This is a genomic window from Streptomyces sp. JN8, from assembly GCF_055808075.1.
In genome coordinates, this window is sequence record NZ_CM147852.1 from 6,658,782 (window position 1) to 6,672,214 (window position 13,433).

Sequence of the window (13,433 nt, forward strand, 5' to 3'; positions counted from 1 at the left end):
GCGGCGTCCCGCCGATCACGCCGCCCCTCGATCCGGCCGGATCGGCGCGACACCCTCCGGGCCGCGCCCCGGTACCCCCCTGACCCGGTCCGGGCACCCCCCACCCGTGACCGTTCGTCCCGTCTGGCCAGGTAGGCTGGCCGATTGTTGTACCGCATCCGGATGTTCGGCGGTACGCGACAAGGGGGGACCGCGCGACGTGGCGCAGTCCACAGCGCACCGTGGCAAATCTCCCTGCCACGAGGGCCCGGGGCCGCGACAATGTGCGGGTGTCCGCGTGTCCTTCGTGCCGCGCGGCGCGCGCGCTCGTTGTTGTCGACGGGCGCAGGTCTGAAGGAGCACACATGATGGGCGAGGGGTACGCATGACGGACACCGGCCAGGTCCCGGGCGAGGGGCTGCCGGAGAACGCAGGCATGGTCGAGCAGCCGGGCATCCCCGCACCGGGCGCGTACACCTTCCTGGACCCCTCCGAGCACACCGCAGAGGACGACGACCTGCTCCTGATGCCGGGCGCCCAGGGCGCCTGGAGCGAGCACCCGCCGGGCGTCGCGCCCGCGCCCCCGGTGGCCGTGCCGCCGCCGGCCGCACCCGTCGTCCCGCACCAGCAGGCCCCCCACCAGGGCGTGCCGGGCGGGCACCCGGCACCCGCCGAGGCGCCGGCCCCGATCGGCGACCCGCTCACCGATCCGCTCACGGCCCCCCTGGACTCCGTCGCCCTCGGCGACGTCCTCACGGCCCCGCAGCAGCACCAGACCCCTCCGCAGGGCACCCCGGCGCACGGCGTTCCGCTGGAGCAGCCGCAGGGCACGCCCGCCCACGGTGTCCCGCTGGACCACACCACCGGCACCCCGGCGCACGGCGTTCCGCCGGAGCAGCCGCAGGGCACGCCCGCCCACGGTGTCCCGCTGGACCACGCCACCGGCACCCCGGCGCACGGCGTCCCGTTCGACCACACCACGGGAACCCCCGCGCACGGCGTCCCCGCCCCGCAGGAGACGGTGCCGACCGACCACGGCTACGAGCCCGGCATCCTCGACACCGGCGCGCACGAGGCCGCGGGCCGCGACTCCGGCTCGGTCGACCTCGGCGGCGTACGAGTGCCCCCGCCGGCCCCCGCCCCGCAGCAGGCCCGCCGCCCGCTGCACATGGGCCCGCCGGTGCCCGAGGCCGGCGGCGTCGTCCTCTCGCTGGCCGACCGCGGTCCCGCCGCCGCGCCCGCCCCGCAGCCCGCGCAGGCCCCCGCGCCCGAGCCGCTCGTGGCCACCGGCCCCGCACCGGTGCCGGTCCGCACGCCGGGCCCGCCGACCGGCGGCCCCGAGTACTTCGAGATCGCCCAGGACCAGCAGCTCGCGCCGCAGGGCGCCGAGCCGTGGGGCGCCCAGCCGCAGCAGCCCGAGGCCCCGGCCGTCCCCGCAGAAACGGTCGTCCCGCAGGACGGACCGTTCGTCCAGGTCGACGGCGCCGTCGCCGCGGCCCCGCACGCGGAGCCGGAGCAGCAGCAGGTCCAGCCCGAGGCGCCGGTCGCCGAAGAGGCCCCGGCCGCCGCTGAGGAGACCGCGCCGGAGGCCCCCGCCGAGGCGCAGGTCCAGGCCACCGTTCCCGCCCCGCGCGAGGGCGAGCCGGCCGCCGAGGCCACCGCGCCCGCGGAGCCGGAGGAGGCCGAGGCCGCGCCCGTGGCCGAGCAGGCCCCGGAGGCCCGTCCCGAGGAGCAGCAGGCGCTCGTCGCGGAGGCGGTCGCCGAGACCCCGGCCGAGGCGTTCGCCGTGTCCGAGGCGCAGCCCGCGGAGGAGCAGGTCTCCGAGGAGGCCCCCGTGGAGGCGGTCGCCGACGAGATCCCGTTCGTACCGGAGGAGGCCCCGGAGCAGGCCCCCGAGGCCACCCCCGAGCCGGCCCCGGAGGCCGTTGCCGAGGAGCCCGTCGCCGAGGCCCCGGGCGAGGAGCCGTCGGCGCAGCCGGTGTCGGAGGAGCCCGTCGCGGACGAGCAGTCCGTCGCCCAGGCCGCTCCCGCGGAGGCCGTGGCCGCCGAGGCGCAGCCGGAGACGCTCCCCGAAGCCGAAGCCGAAGCCGAAGCCGAAGCCGAAGCCGAAGCCGAAGCCGAAGCCGCGCCCGTGGTCGCAGCCGCCGATGACGCCCAGGACGCCCAGGACGTGGCGGTCCCCGCGGCCGCGGACGCGCCGCAGACCACGGAGGGCACCCCGGCGGCGGACGACCCGGAGGGCCCGCAGGCCCTGCCGGAGGCCGCGTCGGCCCCCGCCCCCGGCTACGACGACGCCGAGCGCGAGGCCGTCCTCCGCGTGATGCGCGAGCGCCGCGACATCCGCAACGGCTTCCGCTCCGACCCGATCCCGCACGAGGTGCTGCTCCGCGTCCTGGAGGCCGCCCACACGGCCCCCAGCGTCGGCCACTCGCAGCCCTGGGACTTCGTCGTCATCCGCTCCGCCGAGACCCGGCAGTCGATGCACGAGCTGGCCCGGCGACAGCGCGAGGCGTACGCCAAGTCGCTGCCGAAGGCGCGGGCGAAGCAGTTCAAGGAACTGAAGATCGAGGCCATCCTCGACACCCCGGTCAACATCGTCGTGACGGCGGACCCGACCCGCGGCGGCCGGCACACCCTCGGCCGCTACACGCAGCCGCAGATGGCCCCGTACTCCTCGGCGCTCGCCGTCGAGAACCTCTGGCTCGCCGCCCGCGCCGAGGGCCTCGGCGTCGGCTGGGTGAGCTTCTTCGACGAGCGCGAGATGGTCCGCACCCTGGGCCTGCCCGAGCACCTCGAAGTGGTCGCGTACCTCTGCGTGGGATACGTCGACGAGTTCCCCGAGGAGCCCGAGCTGATGCAGGCGGGCTGGTCCAAGCGCCGCCCGCTGGCCTGGGTCGTGCACGAGGAGACGTACGGCCGCCGCGCGCTGCCCGGCGAGGAGCCGCACGACCTGCTCCAGGAGACCGTCGCCAACATCCGCCCGCTGGACGCGAAGGCGCTCGGCGAGGCCTGGGAGCGCCAGAAGCGGATGACCAAGCCGGCCGGCGCGCTCGGCATGCTGGAGATCATCGCGGCGCAGCTCTCGGGGCTCTCCCGGGTGTGCCCGCCGCCGATCCCGGAGCCGGCCGCCGTCGCGATCTTCGCCGGCGACCACGGCGTCCACGCCCAGGGCGTCACGCCCTGGCCGCAGGAGGTCACCGGCCAGATGGTGGCCAACTTCCTCGGCGGGGGAGCGGTCTGCAACGCCTTCGCCAACCAGGTGGGCGCGGAGGTCTGCGTCATCGACGTGGGCGTGGCGACCGAACTCCCGGCGACCCCCGGCCTGCTGCCCCGCAAGGTCCGCCCCGGCACCGCCGACTTCACCACGGGCCTCGCGATGAGCCGCGAGGAGGTGCTGGCCGCGATCGAGGTGGGCATCGAGACCGCCCGCGACCTCGTGGCGGCCGGCAACAAGGCCCTGCTCACGGGCGAGATGGGCATCGCGAACACCACGGCGTCCGCCGCGCTCATCTCCGTCTACACCGGTGTCGACCCCACCGAGGTCACGGGCCGCGGCACCGGCATCAACGACGAGACGCACGCCCGCAAGGTGGACGTCGTCCGCCGCGCCCTGGAGCTCCACACGCCGGACCCGGCGGACCCGATCGGCGTCCTGTCGGCGGTCGGCGGCCTGGAGCACGCGGCCCTCGTCGGCCTGATCCTGGGCGCGGCCTCCCTGCGTACCCCGGTGATCCTCGACGGCGTGTCCACCGGCGCGGCGGCCCTGGTCGCCCGCGCGATCGCACCGGAGTCGCTCGCGGCGTGCATCGCCGGCCACCGCAGCGCCGAGCCGGGCCACGTGGCCGCGCTCAACAAGCTGGGCCTGCGCCCCCTGGTCGACCTGGACCTCCGTCTCGGCGAGGGGACGGGCGCCCTGCTGGCCCTCCCGCTGGTGCAGAGCGCGGCCCGCGCGATGCACGAGGTGGCCACGTTCGACTCGGCGGGCGTCACCGAGAAGTAGCACCACCGGCGCGGCCCCCACCCACGTACGGGAGTGGGGGCCGCGCAGGAACAGGGTTCGGGACGTAAAGCGTGATTTGTGGCGCGACAAGCGGCTCAGCGTTCCCAGGGCCCGGGGCGCCGTAAATCATGCAGTCCCGAACCCTGTTCCGGAGTGGCCCCCACGTCACCCTCCACGACGGGGAGATCCGTCACAGCGTGACGTGACCCCGCCACAGATATCCTGGTCGCAGGCGCCCCGCCGCCGCCCACCAGCCGCTTCATCGCAGCAGCGGCCAGCACCCGCCCTCCGAGGAGCCGCTCACCCATGGCCGAGCACGCCGAGCACACCGCCCAGCCGTCGACGCACCCCGCCTACCCGGTGGGCCTGCGCCTGGCCGGCCGCCGCGTGGTCGTCCTGGGCGGCGGCCAGGTCGCCCAGCGACGCCTCCCCGCCCTGATCGCCGCGGGCGCGGACATCACGCTGATCTCCCCCTCGGCGACCCCGTCCGTGGACGTCATGGCGGAGACGGGTGAGATCACCTGGATCAAGCGCAGGTACGAGGAGGGCGACCTCGCCGACGCCTGGTACGTCCTGGTCGCGACCACCGACGCGGCCACGAACGCCGCCGCCTCCGCGGAGGCCGAGCGCACCAAGACCTGGTGCGTGCGCTCCGACGACGCCGAGGCCGCCACCGCCTGGACCCCGGCGACGGGCCGCAGCGAGGGCGTGACCGTCGCGGTGCTCACCGGCCACGACCCGCGCCGCTCCGCCGCCGTCCGCGACGCGATCGTCGAGGGCCTGCGGGACGGTTCGATCGCGGCCCCGCAGCACCGCGCGCGCACCCCCTTCGTGGCCCTGGTCGGCGGAGGCCCGGGCGACCCGGACCTGATCACGGTCCGGGGCCGCCGTCTGCTGACGGAGGCGGACGTGGTGATCGCGGACCGCCTGGGCCCCCGCGACCTGCTGGACGAGCTGCCCCCGCACGTCGAGGTGATCGACGCGGCGAAGATCCCGTACGGCCGGTTCATGGCCCAGGAGGCCATCAACAACGCCCTGATCGAGCACGCCAAGGCGGGCCGGTCCGTCGTCCGGCTCAAGGGCGGCGACCCGTTCGTCTTCGGCCGGGGGATGGAGGAGGCGCAGGCGCTCGCCGCCGAGGGCATCGCCTGCACGGTGGTCCCGGGCATCTCCAGCTCCATCTCGGTCCCGGGCGCCGCCGGCATCCCGGTGACGCACCGGGGCGTCGCGCACGAGTTCACGGTGGTGAGCGGGCACGTGGCCCCGGACGACCCGCGCTCGCTGGTCGACTGGGCGTCGCTGGCGAAGCTCACGGGCACGCTGGTGATCCTGATGGGCGTGGACAAGATCGGAAAGATCGCGGAGGCCCTGATCGCGCACGGCAAGGCCCCCGAGACCCCGTTGGCCCTGGTCCAGGAGGGCACGACGGCGGCCCAGCGCCGGGTGGACGCGACGCTGGCGACGGTCGCGGAGACGGTCCGGACCCAGGAGGTCCGTCCGCCGGCGGTCATCGTGATCGGCGAGGTCGTCGCGGAGGGCCCGGACCGCCTGGTCTCCTAGCACCGGTCGCGGACGGGCGACGCACAGCGGCACACACATTGGCACCACACCCCGGACAAGGCAGTATCACCTCGTGGCCGAACTCATCACGATCGACGACCCCGACGACCCGCGCCTGCGGGACTACACCGGTCTGACCGATGTCGAACTCCGCCGCAGGAGGGAGCCGGCCGAGGGCCTGTTCATCGCGGAGGGCGAGAAGGTCATCCGCCGGGCCCGGCAGGCCGGGTACGAGATGCGGTCGATGCTGCTCTCCGCCAAGTGGGTCGACGCGATGCGCGATGTCATCGACGAGGTGCCCGCGCCGGTCTACGCCATCCAGCCGGACCTCGCCGAGCGGGTCACCGGCTACCACGTGCACCGGGGCGCCCTGGCCTCCATGCAGCGCAAGCCGCTCCCGGACGCCGCGGAACTGCTCGGCGCCGCCCGCCGGGTGGTCGTCATGGAGTCGGTGAACGACCACACCAACATCGGTGCGATCTTCCGCAGCGCGGCGGCGCTCGGCATGGACGCCGTGCTGCTGTCGCCGGACTGCGCCGACCCGCTGTACCGCCGCTCGGTGAAGGTGTCGATGGGTGCGGTGTTCTCCGTGCCGTACGCCCGGCTGGACACCTGGCCGCGGGGTCTGGAGGCGGTCCGCGAGGCGGGCTTCAAGCTCCTGGCCCTGACGCCGGCGGAGAAGGCGATGTCGATCGACGAGGCCGCCCCGCACCGGATGGACCGGGTGGCCCTGATGCTGGGCGCGGAGGGCGACGGACTGTCCACGCAGGCCCTGCGGGCGGCGGACGAGTGGGTCCGCATCCCGATGGCCCACGGTGTCGACTCGCTGAACGTGGGCGCCGCGGCGGCGGTCGCCTTCTACGCGGTGGCGACGGGCCGCCCGGAGTCCTGAGGCCCGGAGGGCGGGCACCCGGGGACGAGGGGGCTCAGCCCTGGAGCGCCTGGGCCGCGGCGATGCCCAGCGCCACCACCAGCGTCACCACCACGAAGACGAAGAGGCGCTGCCGCAGCAGCCGCGGGTTGGCGGGCCGGCGGCCGGTGGACGTCGACCGCGCACCCGGCCGGGTCGCCGGACGGCCCCCGGTCCGGGGACCGGCAGAGGGCCGGGACGCGGGACCGGGACCCCGCCCGCCGCGCTCCGTGTTCCGCTCGGACCCCCGCTCCGGCCCGCGCCCCGGCACGTCCCGGTCGGTGTACCGCTCCGTCGGCCGCACGGTGTTCCGCTCCTCGGCGCGTTCCCGCTGCACCGGCGGCCGCGCGACCGGCAGGCCCTGCGCCTCGCGCGCCGCGATCTCCTTGAGCCGCATCGACAGCTGGAGGGTGCTGGGCCGGTCCTCGGGGTCCTTCGCGAGACAGGCCCGGACGAGGGGCGCCAGCGCGTCCGGTACGCCCTGCAGCTGCGGCTCCTCGTGCACCACCCGGTAGAGCATGACCTCGGAACTGCCGTGCCCGAAGGGCGAGTCGCCCATCGCCGCGTACGCCAGCGTGGCCCCGAGCGAGAACACGTCGGTGGCGGGGGTGACGGCCGCGCCGCGCACCTGCTCGGGGGCGAGGAAGCCGGGGGAGCCGACGGCGGTGCCGACGTGGGTCAGGGTGCTGGCCCCGGTCGCCCAGGCGATGCCGAAGTCGATGATGCGGGGGCCCTTGGGGGAGAGCAGGATGTTCGAGGGCTTGAGGTCGCGGTGCACGACCCCGGCCTCGTGGACGGCGACGAGCCCCTCCGACAGCGCGGCCCCGATGGAGGCGACGTCGGCGGCACGGAGCGAGCCCTCCTCGGCGACCCGGTCGTGCAGGGAGGGGCCGGGCACGTACTGGGTGGCGAACCAGGGGCGCTCGGCCTCCAGGTCGGCGGCGACGAGCCGGGCCGTGCAGCCGCCGCGGATCCGTCGGGCGGCCGAGACCTCCCGGGCGAACCGGGACCGGAACTCCTGGTCCTCGGCCAGGTCGGGCCGGATCACCTTGAGCGCCACGCGCTGGCCGCGCCGGTCGGACCCCAGGTACACGACGCCCATCCCGCCGGCCCCCAGCCTGCGGTGGAGCCGGAACGACCCGACGATCCGCGGATCCTCGCGCCGGAGCCGCATCATCGCCATGTCCGTCCCCTCGTCCGTTCGACGTGGCACAGCTTACGTAGTGGCGCCCGCACGCGCTCATAGGCCGCGCCCTCGCGCCCGGATCGATTGTCGACGCCGAGGCGCGGACACGGCGCGGGCCGCGTCCGGTGGTCACCCCAACCCCCTGGTGGGGCAATTCAGTTGACGATCTGTCGAAGAAGCCCTCCGGGCCCCCGGGGAGACGCACCGGCCCCCTCCGACCAGGGCGTTCGCACGACGCCTCGGCACGTGATCGAAGTCACGCCCCGGCCGGCCCTCCGGAGGTCTCCGGGGGGCGCCTCAGGGATGACCCCGGCTTCCGCACGGCCGTCTCCACCCAGGGGAGTACGCCGTACGGCCGCACGTCATCCTCCGGGAGGCCCGCAAGTCGGTACGCGGGCATGACGTCCGGCCGCCCCCGGATCCCTAGTGTTGAGGTCAAGCGGCGGGTGCAGCACTCGTCCCCCGAGGTCACGCACCCGCCGCGCCAGACACGACAGGAGAGGAACCATGGCCCTCACGGCATCGCGGACGAGCACCCAGCCTTCGAGCCGGCGTCACCCGCTGGTCGCCACCGCCATGGTCCTCCCTCTCGCGGCCCTGCTCGTGGTCGTCTTCGGCGGCTGGGAGGCAGTGGTCACACAGGCGTCGTCCGTGGGCGTGATGCTGGGGCGCTGACCAGCGCCCCGGACCCGGGAGAGCGGCCCGGGTCGGGACATCCGGCCATCAGCCCCGTGGGGACGGGGGTGCGGCGGACGGCAGCGTGGGGCCGGTCAGCTGGGGAGCTGACCGGCCCTCGCGCGTTCCCGCCCCGTACGCTCACCCCCGTGGACCTCCCCGACCGGCCCCTCTGCGACGCCCTCGCCGCGTACGCGCACACCGCCGCCCACCTCCCGGGCACGCCCTGCCGCTGCGCGAGCGGACGCGTCGGGGTGCTGGCCGACCGGGACGACGGAACGGTGGTCCGGCACGGGCACCTCGTCGCCAAGGCCCACGCCCCGGGCACCGACCCCGCGGAGCACCGCGCGCGGATCGCGCTCGCCGCCCATCCGGACCTCCGCGGGATCCTCCTCGCGCCCCTCCCGGGGCCCGGGCACGGCGAACCCGACGGCCGGCCGGTCAGCCTGTGGCCGTACGGCGCGCCCGTCGACCCGGCCGACCCCGACGACGCTCCCTGGGAGGAGGCGGCGGCCCTCCTCGCCCTGCTGCACCGCACGCCGCCGCCCGAGGGCCCGGCGGCGGGCCCGCTCCCCGCCATGCGGGCGCCCGTGAAGGTCGCCCTCGCCGTCGACCGGATGCGCCGGACCGCACCGGACCATCCGGCCGCCGCGACCGTCCTGGCCGCCTGGCGGTCTGTCCCCGACCGCGCCCCGGCGGACGGTCCGCGCCTCCTCTGCCACGGGGACTTCCACCTGGGCCAGCTGGTCCGCGGCCCGGGAGCCCCGGGCCCGGGCTCCTGGCTGCTCATCGACGTGGACGACGCCGGCCTGGGCGACCCCGCCTGGGATCTCGCCCGGCCCGCCGCCTGGTTCGCCGCCGGCATCCTGCCCCCGGAGGTCTGGTCCCGCTTCCTCGACGCGTACCGGGCGGCGGGCGGTCCCGCGGTGGGCGCCGACCCGTGGGCCGAACTCGACGTGCCCGCCCGCGCCCTGACGGTGCAGACGGCCGCGCTCGCCGTCGCGAAGTCGACGGCGGAGGGCCGGGCGCTGGACGAGGTCGAGGACGTGATGATCGACACCTGCGCCCGTATCGCCGGGCATCGAACCGACTCGGCCGCGGTGGCGTCCACGTAGGGTGAGGCCACCATTCGAACGGCGAAGTCAGGGAGTTGAGCCGACCATGCAGTGTCCCAAGTGTCACGCGGCCATGCACACGTACAACCGCAACGGCGTCCAGATCGAGCAGTGCAGCGGCTGCCGCGGCATATTCCTGGACTACGGCGAGCTGGAGGCCCTGACCCGCCTGGAGTCCCAGTGGGTCCAGCAGGCCCCGCCCGCGCCGCCGGCCCCGCAGGCCTACCCGGCCGCGCAGCCCGCCGCTCCCGCCTGGGGCGCCCCGCACCACGGCGGCCACCACGGCGGTCACTACCGGCAGCGCGGTTTCGGCCGGATGCTCTTCTCCTCCTGACCGGGTGACGCGGTGCACCGGGCCTCCCGGTGCATTCCTCCCGCCCCGGGCACGAAGAAGCGCCCGACCGCGATGCGGCCGGGGGCTTCCCGGATGGTGCGCGATACTGGGATTGAACCAGTGACCTCTTCCGTGTCAGGGAAGCGCTCTCCCGCTGAGCTAATCGCGCGGGTGGTGCACACGGCGTACCCGAAGGTACTGCGTACTGCGTGCGCGATACTGGGATTGAACCAGTGACCTCTTCCGTGTCAGGGAAGCGCTCTCCCGCTGAGCTAATCGCGCGGGACGGTCCATGCGGACCGGATCTTCGGTTGTTCTGCGTGCGCGATACTGGGATTGAACCAGTGACCTCTTCCGTGTCAGGGAAGCGCTCTCCCGCTGAGCTAATCGCGCTTGGAGGTGGAGACGGGATTTGAACCCGTGTAGACGGCTTTGCAGGCCGTTGCCTCGCCTCTCGGCCACTCCACCAGGAGTGAATACGGGGGTTCGGGAAGATCCCCCACATCGAGCGGACGACGAGATTCGAACTCGCGACCCTCACCTTGGCAAGGTGATGCTCTACCAACTGAGCCACGTCCGCTTGTCGTTTCCGTTTCGCTTGCGCGTCCCGGCGACGTGTTGAACTCTAGCGGATTCCTGGGCCAGCACAAAAACGCGTTTCCGCAGCGTGCTGACCTGCGGGCCGATCAGGGTGCCCGGCCGGGTGTCCCGGAGGGTTCGCGCCGCGTTCACTCGCCGTGTTCCCGGGGTGGCGGGGAGCCCCGTCCCCCGCGCCCCCGGTGCCCCTCCTCGGGCGGACCTAGACTCGATGCGTGTACGACCTTGCTCCGCTGGCCCGCTTCGGCGGCCTCCTCGCGACCGACCTCCGGGACGTCACCCACGACCCCGAGGCCCTGGACTCCGCCGGCTTCTGGGCCGTCTGCGCGGACTTCGAGGGACGGCTGACCTGCGCCCGCTTCGGCGACGTGCGCGCCGACCCGGTTCCCGCGCCCGTCCCCGGCGGCTGGCGCGGCCCCGCCGCCGGTGACTGGACGTCCTCGCTCGACCGCGCCGCGTACATCGCGGGCGTCCGGCGGGTGCGCGAGCACATCGCGCGCGGGGAGGTCTACCAGGCGAACCTCTGCCGGGTGCTGACCGCGCCGCTGCCGGACCCGGCCGCCGCCGACGTCGACGCCCTCACCGCGCTCCTCGCCCGGGGCAACCCCGCCCCCTACGCGGGCACGATCCGGCTGCCCGCGCACGGGGTGGAGATCGCCACCGCCTCTCCCGAGCTGTACCTCCGCAAGGAGGGGGCCCTGATCTCCTCCGGTCCCATCAAGGGGACCGGCCGCACCGCGGCGGACCTCCTGCCCAAGGACCACGCGGAGAACGTGATGATCGTCGACCTGGTCCGCAACGATCTGGGACGCGTCAGCGAGACCGGCTCCGTCGCCGTGCCCGCCCTCTGCGCCGTCGAGGAGCACCCCGGCCTCGTCCACCTCGTCTCCACGGTCACCGGACTGCTGCGGGAGGACGCCGGCTGGCCGGAGCTGCTGGGCGCCACCTTCCCGCCCGGCTCCGTGACCGGGGCGCCCAAGTCCAGTGCGCTGCGGATCATCGAGGCCCTGGAGACCGCCCCCCGCGGCCCGTACTGCGGAGGCCTCGGCTGGGTCGACGCCGACGCGGGCACGGCGCAGCTGGCCGTCGGCATACGGACCTTCTGGATCGACCGCGCCGAGGGCGTGCTCCGCTTCGGCACCGGCGCGGGGATCACCTGGGGCTCCGACCCGGAGCGCGAGTGGGAGGAGACCGAGCTGAAGGCGTCCCGGCTGGTCGCGATAGCGTCGGGCGCTCACGAGTCAGGCGCCCTCGAGGCGACCGGAAAGGCCACTTCCCGATGAAGATCTGGGTCAACGGCGGGCTGCACGACGCGGAGGCCGCCACGGTCTCCGTACTGGACCACGGACTGACCGTCGGCGACGGCGTCTTCGAGACGGTGAAGGCGGAGCGAGGCGGAACCTTCGCCCTCACCCTCCACCTGGAGCGCCTGACCCGGTCCGCCCGCGGACTCGGCCTGCCCGATCCGGACCTGGACGAGGTCCGCCGCGCCTGCGCCGCCGTCCTGGAGGCCAACCCGATGGAGCTGGGCCGGCTCCGCATCACGTACACCGGCGGCGTCTCGCCGCTCGGCTCCGAGCGGGGCGAGGCGGGGACCGGCCTGGTCGTCGGCCTGGGGGAGACCGCCCGCCGTGCCGACTCCACCGCCGTGATCACCGTGCCGTGGACCCGCAACGAGCGGGGCGCCCTCACCGGGCTCAAGACCACGTCGTACGCCGAGAACGTCGTCGCCCTGGCCCGGGCGCGCGAGCAGGGCGCCTCGGAGGCGCTGTTCGCCAACACGGTCGGGCGGCTCTGCGAGGGCACGGGCTCGAACGTCTTCGTCGTGGTCGGCGGCCGGATCCTCACCCCGCCCGTCGCCTCCGGCTGCCTCGCCGGCATCACCCGGGCCCTCACCGTGGAGTGGACGGGCGCGCAGGAGGCCGACCTGCCGCTGGACGTCCTGGAGAGCGCCGACGAGGTCTTCCTGACCTCGACGCTCCGCGACGTGCAGGCCGTGCACCGCGTCGACGGCCGCGAGCTGTCGCCCGTGCCGGGTCCGGTCACCGCCAAGGCCATGCGGATCTTCGACGAGCACGCCGCGCGGGACCGGGATCCGCGGCTCGGGTAGCCGCCCGCGCAAAACCTGATGACGGACGGCCCGCGGGTGGGTAGAACACGGTGGATGACCACCACCCTGCGGCCGGCCGAGCCGCTTCAGCAGACGCCCGACGGCGGCCGTTCCCGCACCTACGACGTGTGTGTGAACAGCCGCCGCGTCGGCTCCGTGCACCTCTCCACCGACCCCGGCTTCGGCGCCGCCTCCGGCGTGATCAGCCGCCTCGGGGTCCTGGAGCCGGACCGGGGGCGGGGCCGCGGCACCGTCGCGGCGCTCGCCTCGGAGGAGGTCCTGCGGGGCTGGGGCTGCGTCGAGGTGCAGATCTCCGTGCCCGCCGACGCCGGACCGGCGCTGCGGATGGCCGGCGCCCTCGGGTACACCGAGCGCAGCCGGAACATGGTCAAGGAACTGCCCGCCGAGCCGCCGGTCCTGCCGGAGGGCGTCGAGGTGCGGCCGATGACGGAGGCCGAGTACGCGGCCTGGGAGGTGCGGGCCAAGGAGGGCTTCGCGCGCAGCTGGACGGACCGCGGCGTGCCCGAGGAGCAGGCCCGCGCCAAGGCCGAGAGCAGCCACGCGAAGTACCTCCCGGAGGGGCTCGCCACCCCGGGCGTGGCGATCCACGTCGTCGTCCGGGACGGCCGGCCCGCCGGGCACCTGTGGACCGGCCGGATCGAGCTGGAGCCGGGACTGTGGGCGGCCTTCGTGTACGACATCGAGGTCGACGAGGCGCAGCGCGGCCACGGCTACGGGCGGGCGCTGATGCTGCTGGCCGAGCGGGTCGCGCGGGAGGCCGGGGACACCCGGATCGGACTGCACGTCTTCGCGGGCAACACCCCGGCGCTCCGGCTGTACGAGTCGCTGGGCTACCGCACGACGTACGTCAACAGCGCGAAGGAGCTGCGGTAGGGGGGCGACGGCGGGAGGCCCCCGGCGCCACCGGGCCGGACGTCGGGGCGCGGCGGGAAGGGCCGCGCGTCTC

At 75.1% G+C, this 13,433-nt stretch carries 10 protein-coding genes and 5 tRNA genes; 9 read left to right on the forward strand and 6 right to left on the reverse strand.

All coding sequences use genetic code 11. The annotated features are described in order from the left end of the window. The first annotated feature begins 364 nt into the window (after positions 1–364). The 3 genes from cobT (at position 365) to ACY0MR_RS29410 (ending at position 6,431) form a co-directional block, all read left to right on the forward strand. Complete coding sequence (gene cobT / locus ACY0MR_RS29400) at positions 365–3,979, forward strand: nicotinate-nucleotide--dimethylbenzimidazole phosphoribosyltransferase (RefSeq protein WP_473556282.1); 3,615 nt, start codon at positions 365–367, stop codon at positions 3,977–3,979. Positions 3,980–4,285: 306 nt separating this feature from the next. Continuing rightward, positions 4,286–5,539: a uroporphyrinogen-III C-methyltransferase gene (cobA, locus tag ACY0MR_RS29405; RefSeq protein WP_404084368.1), complete on the forward strand. Its 1,254-nt coding sequence runs from the start codon at positions 4,286–4,288 to the stop codon at positions 5,537–5,539. 73 nt (positions 5,540–5,612) lie between these two features. Beyond that, the gene (locus ACY0MR_RS29410; RefSeq protein ID WP_388806503.1) at positions 5,613–6,431 is read left to right on the forward strand and encodes a TrmH family RNA methyltransferase; all 819 of its coding nucleotides are present in this window, start codon (positions 5,613–5,615) and stop codon (positions 6,429–6,431) included. Positions 6,432–6,465: 34 nt separating this feature from the next. Here the strand turns inward: ACY0MR_RS29410 and ACY0MR_RS29415 are convergent, their stop codons facing one another. Next, positions 6,466–7,632 (reverse strand): serine/threonine-protein kinase, encoded by a 1,167-nt coding sequence (locus ACY0MR_RS29415; protein ID WP_473556286.1) that lies wholly within the window; start codon positions 7,630–7,632, stop codon positions 6,466–6,468. A 510-nt stretch (positions 7,633–8,142) separates the two neighbouring features. Between ACY0MR_RS29415 and ACY0MR_RS29420 the strand changes: the two genes are divergently transcribed. From ACY0MR_RS29420 to ACY0MR_RS29430, 3 genes are all read left to right on the forward strand, one after another. Continuing rightward, positions 8,143–8,310 carry a hypothetical protein gene (locus ACY0MR_RS29420; protein ID WP_198955955.1) on the forward strand — a complete coding sequence of 56 codons (168 nt, stop codon included), beginning with the start codon at positions 8,143–8,145 and terminating at the stop codon, positions 8,308–8,310. 149 nt (positions 8,311–8,459) lie between these two features. Next, complete coding sequence (locus ACY0MR_RS29425; RefSeq protein WP_473556289.1) at positions 8,460–9,425, forward strand: phosphotransferase; 966 nt, start codon at positions 8,460–8,462, stop codon at positions 9,423–9,425. Positions 9,426–9,471: 46 nt separating this feature from the next. Continuing rightward, positions 9,472–9,759, forward strand: coding sequence for a TFIIB-type zinc ribbon-containing protein (locus ACY0MR_RS29430; protein ID WP_361846525.1), 288 nt, complete (start codon positions 9,472–9,474; stop codon positions 9,757–9,759). Between the two features lie 94 nt (positions 9,760–9,853). Here the strand turns inward: ACY0MR_RS29430 and ACY0MR_RS29435 are convergent. From ACY0MR_RS29435 to ACY0MR_RS29455, 5 genes are all read right to left on the reverse strand, one after another. Then, positions 9,854–9,928 (reverse strand) — tRNA-Val (locus ACY0MR_RS29435). A 41-nt stretch (positions 9,929–9,969) separates the two neighbouring features. Further along, positions 9,970–10,041: transfer RNA gene (locus tag ACY0MR_RS29440), tRNA-Val, on the reverse strand. Between the two features lie 39 nt (positions 10,042–10,080). After that, positions 10,081–10,152 (reverse strand) — tRNA-Val (locus tag ACY0MR_RS29445). A gap of 1 nt (position 10,153) precedes the next feature. Beyond that, positions 10,154–10,227: transfer RNA gene (locus ACY0MR_RS29450), tRNA-Cys, on the reverse strand. Between the two features lie 39 nt (positions 10,228–10,266). Next, positions 10,267–10,339: transfer RNA gene (locus ACY0MR_RS29455), tRNA-Gly, on the reverse strand. Positions 10,340–10,571: 232 nt separating this feature from the next. Here ACY0MR_RS29455 and ACY0MR_RS29460 point away from each other — a divergent pair. From ACY0MR_RS29460 to ACY0MR_RS29470, 3 genes are read left to right on the forward strand one after another with little or no spacing between them, the layout of a single operon-like run. Continuing rightward, positions 10,572–11,639, forward strand: coding sequence for a chorismate-binding protein (locus ACY0MR_RS29460; protein ID WP_388806497.1), 1,068 nt, complete (start codon positions 10,572–10,574; stop codon positions 11,637–11,639). Then, on the forward strand, positions 11,636–12,466 hold the full coding sequence (locus ACY0MR_RS29465; RefSeq protein WP_473556290.1) for an aminotransferase class IV: 831 nt from the start codon (positions 11,636–11,638) through the stop codon (positions 12,464–12,466). The genes ACY0MR_RS29460 and ACY0MR_RS29465 overlap by 4 nt, the downstream gene beginning before the upstream one ends. Positions 12,467–12,520: 54 nt before the next feature. Further along, a complete protein-coding gene (locus ACY0MR_RS29470) occupies positions 12,521–13,360 on the forward strand; it encodes a GNAT family N-acetyltransferase (RefSeq protein WP_392865424.1) in 840 nt (279 codons plus the stop codon). Positions 13,361–13,433: the final 73 nt, after the last annotated feature.

Excerpts from the sequence above, each read along its gene's own strand:
- cobT (WP_473556282.1), top strand. The coding sequence starts at position 365 with ATGACGGACACCGGCCAGGTCCCGGGCGAGGGGCTGCCGGAGAACGCA.
- cobA (WP_404084368.1), top strand. The coding sequence starts at position 4,286 with ATGGCCGAGCACGCCGAGCACACCGCCCAGCCGTCGACGCACCCCGCC.
- ACY0MR_RS29415 (WP_473556286.1), bottom strand. The coding sequence starts at position 7,632 with ATGGCGATGATGCGGCTCCGGCGCGAGGATCCGCGGATCGTCGGGTCG.
- ACY0MR_RS29420 (WP_198955955.1), top strand. The coding sequence starts at position 8,143 with ATGGCCCTCACGGCATCGCGGACGAGCACCCAGCCTTCGAGCCGGCGT.
- ACY0MR_RS29430 (WP_361846525.1), top strand. The coding sequence starts at position 9,472 with ATGCAGTGTCCCAAGTGTCACGCGGCCATGCACACGTACAACCGCAAC.
- ACY0MR_RS29465 (WP_473556290.1), top strand. The coding sequence starts at position 11,636 with ATGAAGATCTGGGTCAACGGCGGGCTGCACGACGCGGAGGCCGCCACG.
- ACY0MR_RS29470 (WP_392865424.1), top strand. The coding sequence starts at position 12,521 with ATGACCACCACCCTGCGGCCGGCCGAGCCGCTTCAGCAGACGCCCGAC.